This window comes from Vibrio sp. SBT000027 (genome assembly GCF_963894355.1).
Classification (GTDB): Bacteria; Pseudomonadota; Gammaproteobacteria; order Enterobacterales; family Vibrionaceae; genus Vibrio; species Vibrio splendidus.
In genome coordinates this window covers 1-21667 of the sequence record NZ_CAWQGD010000005.1, presented here as the reverse complement: position 1 = coordinate 21667, position 21667 = coordinate 1, and the positions used below count along the sequence as shown (strand labels likewise).

The following is a 21667-nucleotide window of genomic DNA, read 5'->3' as shown; positions in this document are numbered from 1 at the left end:
CCCGCAACCACTGCTATGACTAAAATGAATCGATAAAAAGTAGTCGCCAATTATCCTAGCCTAAACAGGCATTTAATTGCGACTAATGTAACAATTCAATATCATAAATGCGACACAATAAGCTTACAGAAGTCTTTAAATTAGTCGCATAAGATCGCTAAGTTGCTCTATTTCAACATCAGGCAGCACACTCGCCTTCGAAGAGAGGTATAAATTGGAACCAATGTCATTAAACCAGCATGCTTGGAAGCCATTTTGCTTAGCTCCGTAAACATCCGTTCTAAGATGATCGCCGACATGAAGAATGTTGATGGCATCAACATCTAAGTATTGCTGCGCTTTATCAAACATATCTGGGTAGGGTTTTGCTCTACCGTTTGGGCCAGCTTTAAGAATTCGTTGAAAATACTGCCCTAAACCAATTTTATGTGGATCGACATTGCCATTGGTAATCGCAACCAAAGGAATGCGTTGGCTAAGTTCTGCCATCACTCGATGCGTTTCTTGAGGAACATCGACTTGATTGCGCAACCACAAAGCATGTTCTATCCCCTCACGAGCCGCCTGTTCAGCTTGCTGCTGAGAATAGCCCAACTGCAGTAAGCCACTCTTAATCTGTGTTTCACGCCAAACGGTAACATCATGCTTTAAAGCTGGGTTTTCAGAGGCGACTTGCTGCTTAATGCCCTGCCACTCTTCAAGCGATAAAGAAGCCGACACTGGGTGCTTTTGGTAAAGCCATTGCGCCATCTCTTTTTCTACCTTCATGATCACAGGCCAGTTGTCATACAGGGTGTCATCCAAGTCAAAGGTCATGGCTTTGATGGGCTTCAACCCTCGATAAATTCGCATAGTAAAACCTTTAATCTAATCTTTATTCTTCTTACGTGCTCGAGGGTGAGCCTCATCGTACGCTTGAGCTAAGTGTTGGAAGTCCAAGTGAGTATAAATTTGGGTTGTCGAGATGTTTTCATGGCCCAACAACTCTTGGACAGCGCGAAGATTCTGGCTCGATTCAAGCACGTGAGTTGCAAAGGAGTGACGCAGTTTATGCGGGCTAATATGACTCGCGACGGATTGCTTCTTACCCCACTCTTCCATGCGCTTTTGCACACTGCGATGAGAGATCCGGGTCCCTAACTTGGACACAAACAGAGCCTTTTCTCCCGGAGAAGCGAGATCACCGCGCACTTTGAGCCATTTATCGACCCACTCTTTAGCCAGTCCTGAAAACGGCGCTTTGCGTTCTTTGTCGCCCTTACCAATCACTCGGATTTCGCCTTGCCGGCCCAACACATCTTTAAGATTGATGCCAACCAGTTCAGCGAGACGTAAACCTGCACCATACATCACCTCCATCATCGCTCGATCACGAATCGATAATGGGTCGTCTTCATTCACGTCAAGCAACTGTCCGACTTCATCGACATCGAGATTTTTAGGTAAAGGACGCTGTTTGCGAGGTGCAGAAACCCCTTTGGCTGGGTTTGCAGTCATTTCGCCACGTAACACAAGGAAATCAAAGAAGCTGCGTAATGAAGATAAGCGCGTCGCAATACTGCTCGCTTTCATTCCTTCACGCATGCCTTTACTGGCAAGTTGTCTTACCCACGCCGCGTCTACTTGGCTCCAATCTTTCAGTCCAAGAGTGACCAAATGAGCGGCCATAGTTTCAAGTTGTTGTTTGTAATTGCGTTGGGTGTGTAGGCTGAGTCCCTTCTCGCTTCTGAGATATTCATAGAAGCGAGAAAGTGGCTTTTGAAGGCTGTTAGGAAGAGGTATTTTGGGCTCTAGGCTCATTATTTATCTGCCAAGGTAAGGTGTCCGCCAAATGAGACACAACAAGTGCTAAATGGCGTAAAAATAGCGTATCCATATGAGGTTGGAAATGTCCGCCATCTTCACTAGAAAAGGCAAGCAAACCCAATGGAGACTGCTTAGCAAGTGGTAGTACTACATAAGAGCCTAGCTCTGGAACTTGGAAATCACCAAACAAATCGTGTCTGTCGGCTTTTCTCAAGCGCCCTAGATAAGCATCTTTACCATTGAAGTGGTTGAGCGAAAACTTCGAATAGCGCTCTTCACTCAGCTTATAAAAGCCAGGTTGCGAGAGAATTCGTACATGAGCCTTCAACCCTAAATCTAACGCTTTTTGTTCAACAGCTTTGATAACCTGCATAAAGTCACTGCATTTCAGCACGTGAGCTTGCAGATCCATAAATTCATAGAAGGTTTTATCGTTATTCGCTGCCAACGACATCAAGCCAGTGATTTCTTCCTCTAGCTCTTCGATTCGGTGGCGTTGGCGTTTAAGCTGGACCTCCACCAGAGAAACAGCGCCCTGCTCAACATTATTGATAGCAAGGCGATCAACCAAACCTTTCCTGTCTTGGAAAAAATCTGGGTTATCACGTAAATATTCCGCGACCACTTCTGCGGTGAGTGCGTCGGCTTCAACGTAAGACAAAACCTATCCTTTATTTTTATGAATCTATTGGTTATGAATGTTTATTAGCAAGAAAGTTGACCATCAAACACATGGGTTGCCGGGCCAGTCATAAACAGAGGTTTACCCGGACCTTGCCAACTAATCTGCAAATCACCACCAGGTAGACGAACTTTCACGTTCTCAGCCAGCAAACCTTGATTGATACCAACCGCAACCGCGCCACATGCACCGCTGCCACACGCCTGAGTTTCACCCGCACCGCGTTCATAAACACGCAAGCGAACCTCTTCACGGTTAATCACTTGCATAAAGCCAGCATTAACTCGCTCAGGGAAGCGTTCATGTGATTCAAGAAGCGGACCTAAGGTCTCCACATCTGCAGTATCGACGTCATCAACAACAGTAACCACATGCGGGTTACCCATGCTTACGGCACCGCAGAACAAGGTGTGTACATCCGTTCTCAGGATATACGTCTTCTCTGGCTGCTTTGCCTTGAATGGAATCTTACCTGGTTCGAACTCAGGAATGCCCATGTTGACAGTGATCTGGTCATTGTCTTCAATCTTGAGAACCATTTTTCCTTTCTTGGTGCTCACGTTGATGCTGTACTTATTCGTTAAGCCTTTCATGCGAACGAATCGAGCAAAACAACGCGCACCATTACCACACTGCTCCACCTCACTGCCATCCGCATTGAATATGCGGTAATGGAAGTCAGTTTCTGGATCATAGGGAGCCTCAACCACAAGTAGCTGATCAAAACCCACACCAGTGTGACGATCCGCCAAACGACGGATCAAATCTGGAGAAAAGAAAATATTTTGAGTAATGCAGTCCACGACCATGAAATCATTGCCCAAACCATGCATTTTAGAAAAGTGGAAGTGCATAACGCTTAAAATTACTCCGGAAGAATGTTTTCAAGTTCCCACAGACTCGTAAGCTCTTCACGCTGACGAACCAAATGAGTTTTATCGCCATCAACCATCACTTCAGCCGCACGCGAACGAGTGTTGTAGTTAGATGACATAGCAAAGCCATAAGCACCTGCAGAACGAACGGCCAGTAGGTCGCCTTCTTCAAGAACAAGGTCACGGTCTTTACCTAGGAAGTCACCCGTCTCACAGATAGGGCCAACCAAGTCGTAAGTCACCGCTTCACCCTGACGCGGGCTCACTGGCACAATATCCTGCCAAGCTTGGTAAAGTGCCGGGCGCATCAGATCGTTCATTGCCGCATCGATGATGGCAAAGTTTTTATGCTCTGTTGGCTTCAGGAACTCAACTTTCGTTAATAATACACCAGCGTTCGCAGCAATCGCTCTTCCAGGCTCGAAAATCAACTCTAGATCAGAATGATTGTCTAGACGAGCCAACAAAGCCTTCGCGTAATCTGAAGGTTGTGGTGGTAATTCATCTCGGTAAACCACGCCCAAACCGCCACCAACATCAAGATGCTTGATGTTGATATCATTGGCACGTAGTTGGTCGATCAGTGCAAGCAGACGATCAGTGGCATCGATAAAAGGTTCGATATCCGTTAATTGGGAACCGATGTGGCAATCAATACCGTGGATAGACAAGTTATCGAGTGTTTTTGCAAACGCATAAACTGCAGGAGCACGGTCGAAGGCAATGCCGAACTTGTTATCACGCAGACCCGTAGAAATGTAAGGGTGAGTGTTCGCATCAACATCTGGGTTGATACGCAGTGAAATCGGCGCTTTAACACCAAGCTCACCAGCCACTTTATTCAGTCGCTCCAGTTCTGGCTCAGACTCTACGTTGAAACATTTAATGTTCAACTCAAGCGCACGCTTCATTTCAGCGGCTGTTTTGCCGACACCAGAAAACACAACTTTAGCCGGATCGCCACCCGCAGCAACCACACGCTCTAGCTCACCGCCAGAAACGATGTCGAAACCTGAGCCCATGCGAGCCAAAGTATTCAACACGCCAAGGTTCGAGTTAGCTTTAACGGCATAACACACCAAGTGTGGATGCTCACCAACCGATGAATCAAACGCATTCCAGTGGCGTTCTAATGTTGCACGAGAATATACGTACAACGGAGTACCATATTGCTCTGCTAGTTGTGAAAGTGCGACGTCCTCAGCCCAAAGCTGGCCATCTTCCTGATAGTTGAAGTAATCCAAAGTTCTTATCCCTTATAAATAACGATTTCTGCGTGTTTTCACTTATTCTGATTGTTCAGTTTGCTGTACTGCATCAGGATCGTACAACGGACCTGTTTGACCACAACCAGAAAGTCCAATAACGGACACTATAAACAGAGCGGTAATTAATTTTTTCATTTTGCATATCGTGATTATTGACTCAATGCCCCCTATAATCGCACCACACTCAAGAAAAGCAATAGGATAGAAAGGATGAACGATACGGAATTTCATCAACTGGTCGATATACAGATGCAAAACATCGAAGAAGCTATCGATGAATCAGAGGCAGATGTTGATTACGAAGTGACTGGTAACGTGATGACGCTGGAGTTTGAAAACCGCAGCCAAATTATCATCAACCGCCAAGAACCAATGCGTGAGATCTGGTTAGCATCTAAATCTGGTGGCTTTCACTTCAAGCTAGTTGATGACAAATGGACATGCTCAAAGACGGGTATGGAACTGTTTGATATGGTCAAAGAAGAATGCGAAAAACACGCAGATGAAGAGATCAATTGGGTCTAATTATTGGTAAAAAAACAAAAAGGAGTGAATCAATCACTCCTTTTTTAATATCAATTATCGAGAATAAGCCTAGATGTTGACTATTTTTGAGCTCCGAGAAGCTAAAGTCGCATCATTACGGTAAGGCACCACGTAAGAGTTACCTTCTTCAGGATGAACAATTTGGTAGTACTGAGGTAGGTTGAAATTAATCAACTTAGATGACACCTTCGACTCATCTTTTACTGAAGTGTAGAAAGAATTCACGCTCGCGATCATCTCATCTTTTTCACCGCTGTATTGGTGATACACCTCAACTTGATTCGACTCGTCCAATACATAAATATTGAAACCTTTGTCGGTATCCTCAAAGAAAAATTGAATTAAACCTTCACTCGCAAAACCATCAACCACTTCTGGTAGCTGATACTCTTGCTCTTTATCGAGCATCAGTAAAGGTGAGCCCTTTAGCTTATTCGTCGAGATACTACGATAGAAATCGACCGAGTTTTCCAGCATCTGCACCGAAACGCCACGACGTTCAAAGAACAGGCCAAACATCTTGTTTGCCAGACGAATAGCCTTGAAGCGGCGGCGCTTCTCCGGCTCAATCGGTTTCAATCGTAAGTCGATACACTCAGCAAGCAGTTGATACACCATATTACGCATCACACCACGCAGGTTTTTGCTGTAACAGAACACATCGACCGATTCTGGCGGTAAAGCATCTTGGTGCATTTTACCAAGTACCGTCTTCAACGCGTCGAGCATTGCAGTATCACCTTGGAAATGAAGCGTACGTACTTCATGCCAAGAGTTACGATAAACCAGATCAACACTGCCGACTAAACTCTTACCCTCTTCACCAAAACTGAAGATATCGGCGTTCTTAAGATCAACCTTCAACGCACGACCACTTAATTCAGAAGTTGGGTCACTTTCAAAGTTGATGAACATCGCCAGTTGGCTTATTTCACACGGGCTCGCCAGAGCTTGCATACTCGGGCGGCGCTTACGTAAAGAGAAGGTATTACGCAGGTCGCTCACCATTTGGTAGAACTTATCGATATCAATCTGAGCGTCACGCACCACAGAGTGCAAACGCGTCGACTCGGTAATCAAGCCATTAAAAAACGACCAAGCAACCAACTTACTCAAGTACTCATGGTGCTCCAGAGAAGGCTGACCAAGAATACGATGCGCTACCAGCGGTTGTTTATACAGATACCAACCGGCTTTATTCGACTGACCCTGACGAACTTCAATAAAGCTCAAGTCTGGTTCATGCAGATCTGGGGATATTTGTGGATTCAGTAACGTCACTTTACCTGGCAAGACCTCAAACGCAGCGTAAAGCTTACGCGCCAAGATACTGATATCTTGTGGGCTGATTGCCGAAGTGATGTCGTTGCGACGCGCAAATTGAATCAGATTACGATAGCTCAGCATCAAGGCATCAAGCAGTGCATGGTGTACCACTTTAACCTGCTCAACCTTCCAGTTACGGCGGTTGTCGAGCTCAGCAATAGTTTCATGTCCCCAACTCCAAGACTTAGTCATCTCAGTTAAGGCTTCACGACGCCACGCAACAGAACCAATGCCCGCATCTCGTGACAACTTCTCGTGGGTCTTAAGGTAGAAACAGCGTCTCACTAAGTCCAATCGAGTGTGGTCGTTAATGCGTTCTAGATAGCGCGTTACCTTCTCAAGCATCAGATAGTAGCTATCCATGCCATACAGATCCGGTTCATCCGCGAAGAAGCGACGCTTGGTATCAATACTAAGCAGTTGGGTGTTTGGGTATTCCCATGAATAAGCTTCTAATAGGATCGCCTTCAAAACCGATTTATACGGTGAGTCGATACTCTTATAGAGCTGCCATAGGTTTGAACCAAAGTACTCTTCAGCAGGGATGCGGTTCAGCTTGCCGAAATCGATCCACTGCGAGCAATCAAGATAACCATCCTGACACAGGCCTTGGACATACTCGTCGTAACACTCTTCCATTTCTGGCGGAATTATTTGCCACAACAAACGCTGGCCAGCCAAACGAACGGCAGAGCGATAGAACTCATCAAGCAGTAATAAGTGCTGTGAAGAACCACAGTTATCACCGGTCATCTCTTCAGAATGGTTTGAGCGGAAACGCTGTTCATCCATCAAGAAGAAGTTAGCTTCAACCCCTAAGGTTTCAGCCCAGTCGGTAATCAACAAACATTTGTTGGTCAGGCTGTCGCGAGATGCGCCATCCATATCCGGAGAAACACACACCCAGATATCGAGATCACTTGAAGTGCTTTGGCCAATAGAAGAAGTACTGCCCATGGTGTACAAGCCCAGGATTGCCGGTTCAGCAGCCTCGGTGAGTTTTCCACCCAGCGTTAATTCGGTATCAGAGACAAATTGCTTTTGGAATTCATTAGGCTTGAAGCTACGAATTCCAAAAGGAACTTGTTGGTCATAATAACCAGGCATCATGGGATGATTGAAGTGAAGTAGTGCAGGAATAAGGTTGAAAACTCGCTGGCCTTGGACATTCATCAACGCCAACGCACGATCAATGCGCTGCTGATTAAGATTGTCTAATCGTTGAATCAAAGTCTGAGTGTAAGCCTGCAAGGTAAGTCCTTGGTTTGAGATTAAATGCACTTCTGTTTAGTTACTGAACGAAAGGAGCAACAAAACGTGATCAATTTAACACTTTTACCCTTAATGGTAAAGCAAAGGAACCTGTCATACTGGCCAATGCCTTGATGACAAAAAGTTAAACTCACGGCGCCGTAGTGTCCTCTTTATTACCTATTTCTAATAATAGCCCATGTTTCAAATGAGATACCAATCACACTATTTTGGTGAACTCATGAAAATCCCTCAGCTATCAAAGCATGGAATGATCAAACAGTAAGAATTTTCGCCTCACAATGGTAGGATTAGCCTATTACAGAACCTATATCGGAAACACCATGACAAATTCAGCACCAATCCGTATCGCGACCAGAAAAAGCCCTCTTGCCCTTTGGCAGGCATACTTTGTAAGGGATGCGCTGCAAGCTGCTCACCCTGGTTTAGAGGTTGAGTTGGTAACTATGGTGACCAAAGGTGACATCATCCTAGATACCCCGCTGGCTAAAGTGGGTGGTAAAGGGTTGTTCGTTAAAGAACTCGAAGTAGCCATGCTAGAAGGTCGTGCTGACCTAGCCGTTCACTCAATGAAAGATGTACCGGTCGACTTCCCTGAAGGTCTAGGTCTAGTAACTATCTGTGAACGTGAAGACCCTCGCGATGCTTTCGTTTCAAACACTTACAACAACATCGACGAGCTACCACAAGGTGCTGTCGTGGGTACATGTAGCCTGCGTCGTCAATGTCAGTTGCTAGAATACCGCCCAGATCTCATCATCAAAGAACTGCGCGGCAATGTTGGTACTCGTCTAGGTAAACTCGATGATGGTCAATACGATGCGATCGTACTGGCTGCTGCTGGTCTTAAACGTCTAGAGCTAGAAGAGCGTATTCGTAGCTTCATCGAACCAGAGCAATCTCTACCTGCTGTTGGCCAAGGCGCTGTTGGTATTGAGTGTCGCCTTGATGACGAGCGTCTGATTAAACTCCTTGAGCCACTGAATCATAAAGACACGGCTGATCGTGTCCTGTGCGAACGTGCAATGAACCTTACCCTAGAAGGTGGTTGTCAGGTTCCTATCGGCAGCTACTCATTATTAGATGGCGATAATATCTGGCTACGTGCATTAGTAGGCGAACCGGATGGTTCTAAAATGGTTCGTGGTGAGATCTCTGGCCTTCGCAAAGATGCAGAAGCGCTTGGCGTTACTCTGGCAAATCAATTGCTGGATGATGGTGCGAGAGAAATCTTAACCAAGCTCTACGCTGACCAAGAATAATTATGACAGTGTTGGTGACACGTCCCGGCTCAGAGGGACAATCGCTTTGCCAACAACTAGCGGATGAAGGGATTCAAGCAATCCATCATCCGCTTATTCGTATCGTTGATAATCCACACTCATCGGATTTAAGCACCCAGCTTAATAACAGCGATATCATTATTGCAGTCAGTCACCACGCTGTGACCGCTGCCCAAAACATCCTTTCGAAAACTTCATCTATTTGGCCAACTTCGCCGCTTTATCTTGGCGTTGGTCAAAAAACTGCGCACGTTTTAAGCAAAGTTAGTAAACAAAAAGTAAACTATCCCCAAGTGAGTGATAGTGAACATCTTCTCAAACTTACTGAACTTAATGGCGTAGATAATAAATCCATTTTGATACTGCGTGGAAATGGTGGGCGTGAGCTCATTAGAGATTCTTTACTCAATCGAGGTGCACAAGTCTCTTATTGTGAGACCTACCGTAGAGAATATATTCCCATTAACGATCACAATATCTATCAAACATGGATAAACAAAAAAACGTCCAAAGTTGTCATCACTAGTCAGGAACAATTGGAGTATCTCTGCTCAATTACCCCTGATGAGTATTTGGCTTGGCTTTCAACGAGACAACTATTTGTCCCAAGCCAGCGCATAGTAGAACGAGCACAACAACTCGGTTTCTCGAACGTGACCAATACTCACAGTGCTACGAACCAAATATTACTGGCTGCTCTCCGGCCCTAGCTAGAAACAGGAAATAAGCATGACAAGCAAAAAAAATAATGAGCATATTGAACCTGAAAAGAAACAAGACACTCAGCCAGTAGTTGTTGAAAACGAAAAAGCTGAATCTACAGAGACAAAACAGCCTGAAAAAAAACTTGATGCCTCTGCGTCAAATACGGTTCAAAGTGAACAGCCTCAAGCTGAGCATAATGAGCAAATCGAGAAAGCAGAAAAACAAGGTAAGCGCGGTGTCAAACTAGGCGCTATTGCGATCGCTATTTCTATTATTTTCAGTGGCGGCATCGCATTTCAAATGCAGCAAAAGAGCGCTGAGTACTCAACTCAAATCGCTGCTCTTCAAACACAACTGCAAAATACCCAATCTGCAGTAAATAAAGACCTGCAAACCATCAAGCAAGAGACTATCCAAGAAGCTTCTCACGCAGTGGAGAAAACTCAGGTCGTACAATCCCAGCAACAAAAGAGTATTCAAAGCCTGCAGTTAGCAGTAGCTGACGTTAAAGGCCGTCGACCAAATGACTGGTTGCTTGCTGAAGCCGATTACCTAGTAAAACTAGCAGGTCGTAAACTATTCCTTGAGCATGATGCCGTTAGCGCAACCAAACTAATGGAAAGCGCCGATCAACGTATCGCAGCACTAAATGACCCAAGCTTAGTATCACTGCGCCAATCAATGACCAATGATATTACTAAGCTTCGTACTATCCCTCTTATCGACCGCGATGGCTTAGTTTTGCGCATCACGAGCCTACAACAGCAAGTCGATACGCTACCGCTTGCCAATGCAATTCTTCCAGAAGCTGCAGTTGTTGAGAAAAAAGCGGTATCGAAAGATATTAATGATTGGCAGAACAACCTGATGACGTCGATGAAAGACTTCTCAGAAAACTTCATCACCTTCCGTAGTCGTGATGGTGAAGTCATCCCTCTACTCTCTCCTGAACAACACTTCTACCTACGTGAGAATATTAAGGGCAAATTAGAGACCGCAATTCGCGCTGTCTACAAAGAGCAAGGTGATGTCTACAGTGCAGCACTTAATACCGCTAGCGAGTGGTCGAAAGCGTACCTAAACCAAGATAACAACTCAGTGATTGAATTTGAGAAGGCGATTAAACAGTTAAGTGAGCAGAATATCTCAGTGAAATACCCTGTAAAACTTGAGTCTCAAAATGAGTTGTCAGATGTTATACGCGAGCGCCTACGTCGTGAAGTGACCGTTATGACCACGGAGGAGAAATAATGATTCGCTGGATTTTTCTTTTTCTCGTTCTAGGTGCCGGATTAGTTGTCGGTACCCAGTTCTCAGGTCAGCAAGGTTATGTCCTGATCTCGATAGCAAATAAGACCATTGAGATGAGCGTGACAACAATGGTTATTTTTGTCATTGCTCTTCTAGCTGCTCTATTCGGCTTGGAGTACCTATTCAAAAAGCTTATGTACGCAAGCTCAACGACTTGGAACTGGTTCAGTGTTCGTAAACTAAAACGTTCTCGTCGTTATACCAATGAAGGCATCATCAAACTTCTTGAAGGTGATTGGAAAGGCGCAGAGAGGAAAGTAACTCGTTGGGCTAATCATCACGACATGCCTCTGCTTTGTTATTTAGTCGCTTCTCAAGCTGCCCATGAACAAGGTAATACGAGTGAGCGTGATAAATACATCGAACTTGCTAGCCAGCAAGAGGACTCTCTACTGGCCGTTGAGCTAACTAAAGCAAAACAACAGATCAGTGAATCGAACTACGAAGCCGCATTCGATACACTTTCGACCTTAAAAGGTACGTACCCTAATAACACCGCTGTACTTGGCCTACTAAAAGCCACCTACATGCAGCTTAAACTCTGGCAGCCATTACTGGAGTTAACGCCTAAGCTAGCTAAAAACAAGCTTCTTACAGCTGATGAGCAAGTTGAGTTAGAACAAAAAGCACAATGTGGCCTGCTTCACGATGTGGCACAGCAGCAAGGTAGCGAAGGTTTAATCAGCCATTGGAACAAGCTTTCAAGAAAGCAGAAACAAAGCTCTCATCTTGTTTCCTGCTTTGTGAAGCAACTGATCGCTCGTAAAGCTGACTCAGAAGCCTTCACAGTGATCAAAGAGAACATTGTGAAGAGTGGTTCAAATGAGCTCTACATGTTGCTTCCAGAGCTTAACCTTGCCGATCACCACCCAGTCGTTGTAATGCTAGAGCGCGCCATCAGTAAAGATGGTGGCAATGCCGAAGCACACAGCGCATTGGCTCAGTTCTACCTAAGAGAACAGAAATGGGCAGAAGCACAAGGCCACTTCGAGAAAGCACTAGCACTTCGCTCAAACGTATCAGATTACGGATACCTATCTGATGCGCTAGAAAAACAAAACTTAACGAAGGCAGCGCACGAAGTATCTCGTAAGGCACTCGCTCTCGTTCAACCAGCTTAAACTGTTACAACTATCATGAAGCCGATGCCAAGCATCGGCTTTTTTGTATCTACTGTTTACCTTAGATAACTTCCTCAGTACCAATAAGCAAACACTAGAGATGGTAGTAAAAGTCTTCCATCCAGATCCCTTCTCCACACCCAGCTTATTGCTGACCGAAGCACCGTCCGTTTTTAATAAGGCCTGCCTAGCTCGGAACAATCCATAAGTCACACATCTTGATCATTGGATTTCAAATGCTATTAATGTTTTATAAGTACTGATTTTAAGTCATGAGGTTAAATCCTCATGAAATCACCCGCAAGGTTTCCTAAAAAACACTGAGGGATACTTTAGAGCTATCCGTATGCAGTTTTAGCCAATTATAAAACAAGCTGTTTAGAATCCATTTGAGCTGACTGACAACCTTTATATAGATTTTTGAAGGAATAACGATCAGATAGCTTAGTTTAAGATTGAAGAAGTGAATGTATAGCAGCGGAGTTTCAGACTCTAGACGAAATCAATCCTGAGACACAGTAAAACTCCGAAGTTTAAAGCGCGGCTTAATCATCACTCAACAGAGTAATTAAGAAGCCACCGCTACTTAGAAAGCCCCTGCTAACTTATTGATTAAAAATAATTTGTCATGTTAGAGCCCATAAGCGCGAAGCCCGGCTATTGCTAACACAGCTTTCTAATCAATCGTCGATTCAACGATTACTAACCAAAACAACCTTTTACGGAAGTCAAAACCAAGAGTTAAAACTCATAACCCAGAAACGACGAAAGCCTAGTCGTCAGACTAGGCTTTCTAATAAGTAGTGGAATGGACGGGGTTGCGGACTTCAGGCAAACCCTTTGTAGGACTCATTCGGCCGAAGAGCAAAACATTTTTCTTGAGATGTAAAAAAGCCCTACTATTTCTAGCAGGGCTTTTCTAATAAGTGGCGGAGTGGACGGGACTCGAACCCGCGACCCCCGGCGTGACAGGCCGGTATTCTAACCAACTGAACTACCACTCCGCAGTGGTCAACTCACTAAGTGAGCGTCCATATCCCCAGGTCGGTCAACCTAAAGATTTAATTTAAAGCCTGGCGATGTCCTACTCTCACATGGGGAAGCCCCACACTACCATCGGCGCTATTGTGTTTCACTTCTGAGTTCGGCATGGAATCAGGTGGGTCCACAATGCTATGGTCGCCAAGCAAATTTTAAAATTCGGAAAACTGATTTAAAAGTTATTTCTCTTCAAACTCATTCAAGGTCTGGTACATCTGAGTCCACAAAACCCCTTGGGTGTTGTATGGTTAAGCCTCACGGGCAATTAGTACAGGTTAGCTCAATGCCTCGCAGCACTTACACACCCTGCCTATCAACGTCGTAGTCTACGACAACCCTTTAGGACACTTATAGTGCCAGGGAAAACTCATCTCAAGGCTCGCTTCCCGCTTAGATGCTTTCAGCGGTTATCGATTCCGAACTTAGCTACCGGGCAATGCCATTGGCATGACAACCCGAACACCAGAGGTTCGTCCACTCCGGTCCTCTCGTACTAGGAGCAGCCCCTTTCAATTTTCCAACGCCCACGGCAGATAGGGACCGAACTGTCTCACGACGTTCTAAACCCAGCTCGCGTACCACTTTAAATGGCGAACAGCCATACCCTTGGGACCGACTTCAGCCCCAGGATGTGATGAGCCGACATCGAGGTGCCAAACACCGCCGTCGATATGAACTCTTGGGCGGTATCAGCCTGTTATCCCCGGAGTACCTTTTATCCGTTGAGCGATGGCCCTTCCATTCAGAACCACCGGATCACTATGACCTGCTTTCGCACCTGCTCGAATTGTCATTCTCGCAGTCAAGCGGGCTTATGCCATTGCACTAACCACACGATGTCCAACCGTGTTTAGCCCACCTTCGTGCTCCTCCGTTACTCTTTGGGAGGAGACCGCCCCAGTCAAACTACCCACCAGGCACTGTCCGTAATCCCGATTCAGGGACCAACGTTAGAACATCAAAACTACAAGGGTGGTATTTCAAGGACGACTCCATCACATCTAGCGACGCAATTTCATAGTCTCCCACCTATCCTACACATGTAGGTTCAATGTTCAGTGCCAAGCTGTAGTAAAGGTTCACGGGGTCTTTCCGTCTAGCCGCGGGTACACTGCATCTTCACAGCGATTTCAATTTCACTGAGTCTCGGGTGGAGACAGCGTGGCCATCATTACGCCATTCGTGCAGGTCGGAACTTACCCGACAAGGAATTTCGCTACCTTAGGACCGTTATAGTTACGGCCGCCGTTTACCGGGGCTTCGATCAAGAGCTTCGACCGAAGTCTAACCCCATCAATTAACCTTCCGGCACCGGGCAGGCGTCACACCGTATACGTCATCTTACGATTTTGCACAGTGCTGTGTTTTTAATAAACAGTTGCAGCCACCTGGTATCTGCGACTCTCGTCTGCTCCATCCGCAAGGGACTTCACTGATAAGAGCGTACCTTCTCCCGAAGTTACGGTACCATTTTGCCTAGTTCCTTCACCCGAGTTCTCTCAAGCGCCTTGGTATTCTCTACCCGACCACCTGTGTCGGTTTGGGGTACGATTCCTTACAATCTGAAGCTTAGAGGCTTTTCCTGGAAGCATGGCATCAATGACTTCACTACCGTAGTAGCTCGACATCGTATCTCAGCGTTAAGAAAGTCCGGATTTACCTAAACTTTCCGCCTACGTACTTGAACCTGGACAACCGTCGCCAGGCCCACCTAGCCTTCTCCGTCCCCCCATCGCAATTGTAAGAAGTACGGGAATATTAACCCGTTTCCCATCGACTACGCCTTTCGGCCTCGCCTTAGGAGTCGACTTACCCTGCCCCGATTAACGTTGGACAGGAACCCTTGGTCTTCCGGCGAGGGAGTTTTTCACTCCCTTTATCGTTACTCATGTCAGCATTCGCACTTCTGATACCTCCAGCAGCCCTTACAGACCACCTTCAACGGCTTACAGAACGCTCCCCTACCCCACATACCCTAAGGTACGTAGCCGCAGCTTCGGTGTATAGCTTAGCCCCGTTACATCTTCCGCGCAGGCCGACTCGACCAGTGAGCTATTACGCTTTCTTTAAATGATGGCTGCTTCTAAGCCAACATCCTGGCTGTCTGAGCCTTCCCACATCGTTTCCCACTTAGCTATACTTTGGGACCTTAGCTGGCGGTCTGGGTTGTTTCCCTCTCCACGACGGACGTTAGCACCCGCCGTGTGTCTCCCGGATAGTACTTACTGGTATTCGGAGTTTGCAAAGGGTTGGTAAGTCGGGATGACCCCCTAGCCTTAACAGTGCTCTACCCCCAGTAGTATTCGTCCGAGGCGCTACCTAAATAGCTTTCGGGGAGAACCAGCTATCTCCAGGTTTGATTGGCCTTTCACCCCTAGCCACAAGTCATCCGCTAATTTTTCAACATTAGTCGGTTCGGTCCTCCAGTTGATGTTACTCAACCTTCAACCTGCCCATGGCTAGATCACCTGGTTTCGGGTCTAATCCTAGCAACTGTACGCCCAGTTAAGACTCGGTTTCCCTACGGCTCCCCTAAACGGTTAACCTTGCTACTAAAATTAAGTCGCTGACCCATTATACAAAAGGTACGCAGTCACACCACGAAGGTGCTCCTACTGCTTGTACGTACACGGTTTCAGGTTCTATTTCACTCCCCTCACAGGGGTTCTTTTCGCCTTTCCCTCACGGTACTGGTTCACTATCGGTCAGTCAGTAGTATTTAGCCTTGGAGGATGGTCCCCCCATATTCAGACAGGATATCACGTGTCCCGCCCTACTCGTTTTCACTGATTATGATGTGTCGGTTACGGGGCTATCACCCTTTATTGCGAGACTTTCCAGACTCTTCACCTGCATCATTAAAAGCTTAAGGGCTAATCCAATTTCGCTCGCCGCTACTTTCGGAATCTCGGTTGATTTCTCTTCCTCGGGGTACTTAGATGTTTCAGTTCCCCCGGTTTGCCTCCTGTTGCTATGTATTCACAACAGGATACTTACTTATGTAAGTGGGTTTCCCCATTCAGGAATCCCAGACTCAAAAGGTTATTACTACCTAATCTGGGCTTATCGCAAGTTATTACGCCTTTCATCGCCTCTGACTGCCAAGGCATCCACCGTGTACGCTTAGTCACTTAACCATACAACCCGAAAGGGTTTCTATTTGCTTTCACTTTAAAAAGTGAAGACAAATAAGCGTATGGCAACTAACCAAGGTTTTTGGTTGTCATCAAGAAGGGTTAATTCTTGATGACTGTTTGCCGGACTCAATTGTGAATCAAACTAAAGTTTGATTCGAATACAAGACACTTGAATGTGTTTGTTGTGTTTATCTAATGATAAGATAAACATTGAGAACTTTTAAATTTGATTGAATTACTCGTAAGTAAATCAATCAGTCAGCTTTCCAAATTGTTAAAGAGCTTGATTCAAACTAATGAACCATTTTTAAATATTTTCAGATAAAAACACTTAAAGATGGTGGAGCTATGCGGGATCGAACCGCAGACCTCCTGCGTGCAAGGCAGGCGCTCTCCCAGCTGAGCTATAGCCCCATCTTTGTATCTAGTCGATATTGGTGGGTCTGAGTGGACTCGAACCACCGACCTCCCGCTTATCAGGCGAGCGCTCTAACCAGCTGAGCTACAGACCCAATATCGTCTCTTTTACTTTCTAAACCTAATCAATCTGTGTGGACACTCATCGTGGTATCTTCGTATAAGGAGGTGATCCAGCCCCAGGTTCCCCTAGGGCTACCTTGTTACGACTTCACCCCAGTCATGAACCACAAAGTGGTGAGCGTCCTCCCCGAAAGGTTAAACTACCCACTTCTTTTGCAGCCCACTCCCATGGTGTGACGGGCGGTGTGTACAAGGCCCGGGAACGTATTCACCGTGACATTCTGATTCACGATTACTAGCGATTCCGACTTCATGGAGTCGAGTTGCAGACTCCAATCCGGACTACGACGCACTTTTTGGGATTCGCTCACTATCGCTAGCTTGCTGCCCTCTGTATGCGCCATTGTAGCACGTGTGTAGCCCTACTCGTAAGGGCCATGATGACTTGACGTCGTCCCCACCTTCCTCCGGTTTATCACCGGCAGTCTCCCTGGAGTTCCCGACATTACTCGCTGGCAAACAAGGATAAGGGTTGCGCTCGTTGCGGGACTTAACCCAACATTTCACAACACGAGCTGACGACAGCCATGCAGCACCTGTCTCAGAGTTCCCGAAGGCACACCTGCGTCTCCGCTGGCTTCTCTGGATGTCAAGAGTAGGTAAGGTTCTTCGCGTTGCATCGAATTAAACCACATGCTCCACCGCTTGTGCGGGCCCCCGTCAATTCATTTGAGTTTTAATCTTGCGACCGTACTCCCCAGGCGGTCTACTTAACGCGTTAGCTCCGAAAGCCACGGCTCAAGGCCACAACCTCCAAGTAGACATCGTTTACGGCGTGGACTACCAGGGTATCTAATCCTGTTTGCTCCCCACGCTTTCGCATCTGAGTGTCAGTGTCTGTCCAGGGGGCCGCCTTCGCCACTGGTATTCCTTCAGATCTCTACGCATTTCACCGCTACACCTGAAATTCTACCCCCCTCTACAGCACTCTAGTTCACCAGTTTCAAATGCAGTTCCGAGGTTGAGCCCCGGGCTTTCACATCTGACTTAATGAACCACCTGCATGCGCTTTACGCCCAGTAATTCCGATTAACGCTCGCACCCTCCGTATTACCGCGGCTGCTGGCACGGAGTTAGCCGGTGCTTCTTCTGTTGCTAACGTCAAGAGATAACGCTATTAACGTTACCCCCTTCCTCACAACTGAAAGTACTTTACAACCCGAAGGCCTTCTTCATACACGCGGCATGGCTGCATCAGGCTTTCGCCCATTGTGCAATATTCCCCACTGCTGCCTCCCGTAGGAGTCTGGACCGTGTCTCAGTTCCAGTGTGGCTGATCATCCTCTCAGACCAGCTAGGGATCGTCGCCTTGGTGAGCCATTACCTCACCAACTAGCTAATCCCACCTAGGCATATCTTGACGCGAGAGGTCCGAAGATCCCCCTCTTTGGCCCGTAGGCATTATGCGGTATTAGCCATCGTTTCCAATGGTTATCCCCCACATCAAGGCAATTTCCTAGGCATTACTCACCCGTCCGCCGCTCGACGCCCATTAACGTACCCGAAGGATTGTTAGTGTCGTTTCCGCTCGACTTGCATGTGTTAGGCCTGCCGCCAGCGTTCAATCTGAGCCATGATCAAACTCTTCAATTTAAGATTTTGTGACTCAACGAATACTGACTTCAAAACTAATATTCATGTAAACATGAACATGTAATTCTAAAGCTATTACCATTCCAACAGAATGGTAATGAATTGACTGTGCCAAAATTAAGTAAACTTAATTTTGTATTGGTCACTCAGTTCATTGAAATCAATTTTGATTCCGAAGAATCTGTTTTATCTAACGATAAAACGTTTTGATATTCATCAACGAGTGCCCACACAGATTGATAGGTTTAAATTGTTAAAGAGCGTGTTCTCTAAAAAGAGAACGCTTTCAGTGCCTTAGCACTTAAGCAGGACGCGTATAATACGCTTTCCACTTTGAAAGTCAACATAAAACTCTAAGAAAACTTAGAACTCTATGGTGACTTGTCTATTAAATAGACAAAGTCGAAATTAAAGCCTGGCGATGTCCTACTCTCACATGGGGAAACCCCACACTACCATCGGCGCTATTGTGTTTCACTTCTGAGTTCGGCATGGAATCAGGTGGGTCCACAATGCTATGGTCGCCAAGCAAATTTTAAAATTCGGAAAACTGATTTAAAAGTTATTTCTCTTCAAACTCATTCAAGGTCTGGTACATCTGAGTCCACAAAACCCCTTGGGTGTTGTATGGTTAAGCCTCACGGGCAATTAGTACAGGTTAGCTCAATGCCTCGCAGCACTTACACACCCTGCCTATCAACGTCGTAGTCTACGACAACCCTTTAGGACACTTATAGTGCCAGGGAAAACTCATCTCAAGGCTCGCTTCCCGCTTAGATGCTTTCAGCGGTTATCGATTCCGAACTTAGCTACCGGGCAATGCCATTGGCATGACAACCCGAACACCAGAGGTTCGTCCACTCCGGTCCTCTCGTACTAGGAGCAGCCCCTTTCAATTTTCCAACGCCCACGGCAGATAGGGACCGAACTGTCTCACGACGTTCTAAACCCAGCTCGCGTACCACTTTAAATGGCGAACAGCCATACCCTTGGGACCGACTTCAGCCCAGGATGTGATGAGCCGACATCGAGGTGCCAAACACCGCCGTCGATATGAACTCTTGGGCGGTATCAGCCTGTTATCCCCGGAGTACCTTTTATCCGTTGAGCGATGGCCCTTCCATTCAGAACCACCGGATCACTATGACCTGCTTTCGCACCTGCTCGAATTGTCATTCTCGCAGTCAAGCGGGCTTATGCCATTGCACTAACCACACGATGTCCAACCGTGTTTAGCCCACCTTCGTGCTCCTCCGTTACTCTTTGGGGAGGAGACCGCCCCAGTCAAACTACCCACCAGGCACTGTCCGTAATCCCGATTCAGGGACCAACGTTAGAACATCAAAACTACAAGGGTGGTATTTCAAGGACGACTCCATCACATCTAGCGACGCAATTTCATAGTCTCCCACCTATCCTACACATGTAGGTTCAATGTTCAGTGCCAAGCTGTAGTAAAGGTTCACGGGGTCTTTCCGTCTAGCCGCGGGTACACTGCATCTTCACAGCGATTTCAATTTCACTGAGTCTCGGGTGGAGACAGCGTGGCCATCATTACGCCATTCGTGCAGGTCGGAACTTACCCGACAAGGAATTTCGCTACCTTAGGACCGTTATAGTTACGGCCGCCGTTTACCGGGCTTCGATCAAGAGCTTCGACCGAAGTCTAACCCCATCAATTAACCTTCCGGCACCGGGCAGGCGTCACACCGTATACGTCATCTTACGATTTTGCACAGTGCTGTGTTTTTAATAAACAGTTGCAGCCACCTGGTATCTGCGACTCTCGTCTGCTCCATCCGCAAGGGACTTCACTGATAAGAGCGTACCTTCTCCCGAAGTTACGGTACCATTTTTGCCTAGTTCCTTCACCCGAGTTCTCTCAAGCGCCTTGGTATTCTCTACCCGACCACCTGTGTCGGTTTGGGGTACGATTCCTTACAATCTGAAGCTTAGAGGCTTTTCCTGGAAGCATGGCATCAATGACTTCACTACCGTAGTAGCTCGACATCGTATCTCAGCGTTAAGAAAGTCCGGATTTACCTAAACTTTCCGCCTACGTACTTGAACCTGGACAACCGTCGCCAGGCCCACCTAGCCTTCTCCGTCCCCCCATCGCAATTGTAAGAAGTACGGGAATATTAACCCGTTTCCCATCGACTACGCCTTTCGGCCTCGCCTTAGGAGTCGACTTACCCTGCCCCGATTAACGTTGGACAGGAACCCTTGGTCTTCCGCGAGGGAGTTTTTTCACTCCCTTTATCGTTACTCATGTCAGCATTCGCACTTCTGATACCTCCAGCAGCCCTTACAGACCACCTTCAACGGCTTACAGAACGCTCCCCTACCCCACATACCCTAAGGTACGTAGCCGCAGCTTCGGTGTATAGCTTAGCCCCGTTACATCTTCCGCGCAGGCCGACTCGACCAGTGAGCTATTACGCTTTCTTTAAATGATGGCTGCTTCTAAGCCAACATCCTGGCTGTCTGAGCCTTCCACATCGTTTCCCACTTAGCTATACTTTGGGACCTTAGCTGGCGGTCTGGGTTGTTTCCCTCTCCACGACGGACGTTAGCACCCGCCGTGTGTCTCCCGGATAGTACTTACTGGTATTCGGAGTTTGCAAAGGGTTGGTAAGTCGGGATGACCCCCTAGCCTTAACAGTGCTCTACCCCCAGTAGTATTCGTCCGAGGCGCTACCTAAATAGCTTTCGGGGAGAACCAGCTATCTCCAGGTTTGATTGGCCTTTCACCCCTAGCCACAAGTCATCCGCTAATTTTTCAACATTAGTCGGTTCGGTCCTCCAGTTGATGTTACTCAACCTTCAACCTGCCCATGGCTAGATCACCTGGTTTCGGGTCTAATCCTAGCAACTGTACGCCCAGTTAAGACTCGGTTTCCCTACGGCTCCCCTAAACGGTTAACCTTGCTACTAAAATTAAGTCGCTGACCCATTATACAAAAAGGTACGCAGTCACACCACGAAGGTGCTCCTACTGCTTGTACGTACACGGTTTCAGGTTCTATTTCACTCCCCTCACAGGGGTTCTTTTCGCCTTTCCCTCACGGTACTGGTTCACTATCGGTCAGTCAGTATTTAGCCTTGGAGGATGGTCCCCCCATATTCAGACAGGATATCACGTGTCCCGCCCTACTCGT

Annotated in this window: 12 protein-coding genes, 3 tRNA genes and 5 rRNA genes; 5 read left to right on the top strand and 15 right to left on the bottom strand. The window is 46.7% G+C overall.

Annotated elements, in window-relative coordinates:
* Positions 1-135 precede the first annotated feature (135 nt).
* The 6 genes from yigB to lptM are packed head-to-tail and all read right to left on the bottom strand — an operon-like array spanning position 136 to position 4766.
* Complete coding sequence (gene yigB / locus AACU28_RS24270) at positions 136-852, bottom strand: 5-amino-6-(5-phospho-D-ribitylamino)uracil phosphatase YigB (RefSeq protein ID WP_017090345.1); 717 nt, start codon at positions 850-852, stop codon at positions 136-138.
* A 15-nt stretch (positions 853-867) separates the two neighbouring features.
* Positions 868-1800 (bottom strand): tyrosine recombinase XerC, encoded by a 933-nt coding sequence (gene xerC, locus AACU28_RS24265; RefSeq protein ID WP_065605272.1) that lies wholly within the window; start codon positions 1798-1800, stop codon positions 868-870.
* On the bottom strand, positions 1769-2467 hold the full coding sequence (locus AACU28_RS24260) for a DUF484 family protein (RefSeq protein ID WP_054548358.1): 699 nt from the start codon (positions 2465-2467) through the stop codon (positions 1769-1771). Before AACU28_RS24260 ends, xerC begins: the two co-directional genes overlap by 32 nt.
* Before the next feature lie 44 nt (positions 2468-2511).
* On the bottom strand, positions 2512-3342 hold the full coding sequence (gene dapF / locus AACU28_RS24255) for a diaminopimelate epimerase (protein WP_004736615.1): 831 nt from the start codon (positions 3340-3342) through the stop codon (positions 2512-2514).
* A gap of 11 nt (positions 3343-3353) precedes the next feature.
* Positions 3354-4607, bottom strand: coding sequence for a diaminopimelate decarboxylase (lysA, locus tag AACU28_RS24250; RefSeq protein ID WP_004736616.1), 1254 nt, complete (start codon positions 4605-4607; stop codon positions 3354-3356).
* Between the two features lie 42 nt (positions 4608-4649).
* Positions 4650-4766, bottom strand: a complete 117-nt coding sequence (gene lptM, locus AACU28_RS24605) for an LPS translocon maturation chaperone LptM (RefSeq protein ID WP_407830041.1) — start codon at positions 4764-4766, stop codon at positions 4650-4652.
* Between the two features lie 75 nt (positions 4767-4841).
* On the opposite strand from lptM, the gene cyaY reads away from it, so the two are divergent.
* On the top strand, positions 4842-5156 hold the full coding sequence (gene cyaY, locus AACU28_RS24240; protein ID WP_102489177.1) for an iron donor protein CyaY: 315 nt from the start codon (positions 4842-4844) through the stop codon (positions 5154-5156).
* Positions 5157-5225: 69 nt separating this feature from the next.
* Here cyaY and AACU28_RS24235 read toward each other — a convergent pair whose 3' ends face one another.
* Complete coding sequence (locus tag AACU28_RS24235; RefSeq protein WP_121603702.1) at positions 5226-7754, bottom strand: class I adenylate cyclase; 2529 nt, start codon at positions 7752-7754, stop codon at positions 5226-5228.
* A 344-nt stretch (positions 7755-8098) separates the two neighbouring features.
* On the opposite strand from AACU28_RS24235, the gene hemC reads away from it, so the two are divergent.
* Genes hemC through AACU28_RS24215 form a run of 4 tightly spaced genes read left to right on the top strand, consistent with a single transcriptional unit; the run spans position 8099 to position 12195 of the window.
* Positions 8099-9037, top strand: coding sequence for a hydroxymethylbilane synthase (gene hemC / locus AACU28_RS24230; RefSeq protein ID WP_009848205.1), 939 nt, complete (start codon positions 8099-8101; stop codon positions 9035-9037).
* 2 nt (positions 9038-9039) lie between these two features.
* Positions 9040-9768: a uroporphyrinogen-III synthase gene (locus AACU28_RS24225; protein WP_054542664.1), complete on the top strand. Its 729-nt coding sequence runs from the start codon at positions 9040-9042 to the stop codon at positions 9766-9768.
* A gap of 19 nt (positions 9769-9787) precedes the next feature.
* Positions 9788-11014, top strand: coding sequence for a uroporphyrinogen-III C-methyltransferase (locus AACU28_RS24220; RefSeq protein WP_121603701.1), 1227 nt, complete (start codon positions 9788-9790; stop codon positions 11012-11014).
* Entirely contained in the window at positions 11014-12195 is a 1182-nt protein-coding gene (locus AACU28_RS24215) for a heme biosynthesis protein HemY (protein WP_121603700.1), read from the top strand. Before AACU28_RS24220 ends, AACU28_RS24215 begins: the two co-directional genes overlap by 1 nt.
* A gap of 927 nt (positions 12196-13122) precedes the next feature.
* Here AACU28_RS24215 and AACU28_RS24210 read toward each other — a convergent pair.
* The 8 genes from AACU28_RS24210 to AACU28_RS24175 form a co-directional block, all read right to left on the bottom strand.
* Positions 13123-13199, bottom strand: a tRNA-Asp gene (locus AACU28_RS24210).
* A 67-nt stretch (positions 13200-13266) separates the two neighbouring features.
* Positions 13267-13382, bottom strand: a 5S ribosomal RNA gene (gene rrf, locus AACU28_RS24205).
* Positions 13383-13480: 98 nt separating this feature from the next.
* Positions 13481-16373, bottom strand: a 23S ribosomal RNA gene (locus AACU28_RS24200).
* A 338-nt stretch (positions 16374-16711) separates the two neighbouring features.
* Positions 16712-16787 (bottom strand) — tRNA-Ala (locus AACU28_RS24195).
* Positions 16788-16808: 21 nt separating this feature from the next.
* A tRNA-Ile gene (locus tag AACU28_RS24190) sits at positions 16809-16885 on the bottom strand.
* 66 nt (positions 16886-16951) lie between these two features.
* Positions 16952-18506, bottom strand: a 16S ribosomal RNA gene (locus AACU28_RS24185).
* 413 nt (positions 18507-18919) lie between these two features.
* Positions 18920-19035, bottom strand: a 5S ribosomal RNA gene (rrf, locus tag AACU28_RS24180).
* 98 nt (positions 19036-19133) lie between these two features.
* A 23S ribosomal RNA gene (locus tag AACU28_RS24175) occupies positions 19134-21667 on the bottom strand; the annotation flags it as partial.

Bases quoted from the DNA above. Each gene is read 5' to 3' on its own strand.
- cyaY (WP_102489177.1), top strand. From the start codon at position 4,842: ATGAACGATACGGAATTTCATCAACTGGTCGATATACAGATGCAAAAC.
- AACU28_RS24225 (WP_054542664.1), top strand. From the start codon at position 9,040: ATGACAGTGTTGGTGACACGTCCCGGCTCAGAGGGACAATCGCTTTGC.
- lptM (WP_407830041.1), bottom strand. From the start codon at position 4,766: ATGAAAAAATTAATTACCGCTCTGTTTATAGTGTCCGTTATTGGACTT.
- dapF (WP_004736615.1), bottom strand. From the start codon at position 3,342: ATGCACTTCCACTTTTCTAAAATGCATGGTTTGGGCAATGATTTCATG.
- xerC (WP_065605272.1), bottom strand. From the start codon at position 1,800: ATGAGCCTAGAGCCCAAAATACCTCTTCCTAACAGCCTTCAAAAGCCA.
- AACU28_RS24220 (WP_121603701.1), top strand. From the start codon at position 9,788: ATGACAAGCAAAAAAAATAATGAGCATATTGAACCTGAAAAGAAACAA.
- hemC (WP_009848205.1), top strand. From the start codon at position 8,099: ATGACAAATTCAGCACCAATCCGTATCGCGACCAGAAAAAGCCCTCTT.
- yigB (WP_017090345.1), bottom strand. From the start codon at position 852: ATGCGAATTTATCGAGGGTTGAAGCCCATCAAAGCCATGACCTTTGAC.
- AACU28_RS24215 (WP_121603700.1), top strand. From the start codon at position 11,014: ATGATTCGCTGGATTTTTCTTTTTCTCGTTCTAGGTGCCGGATTAGTT.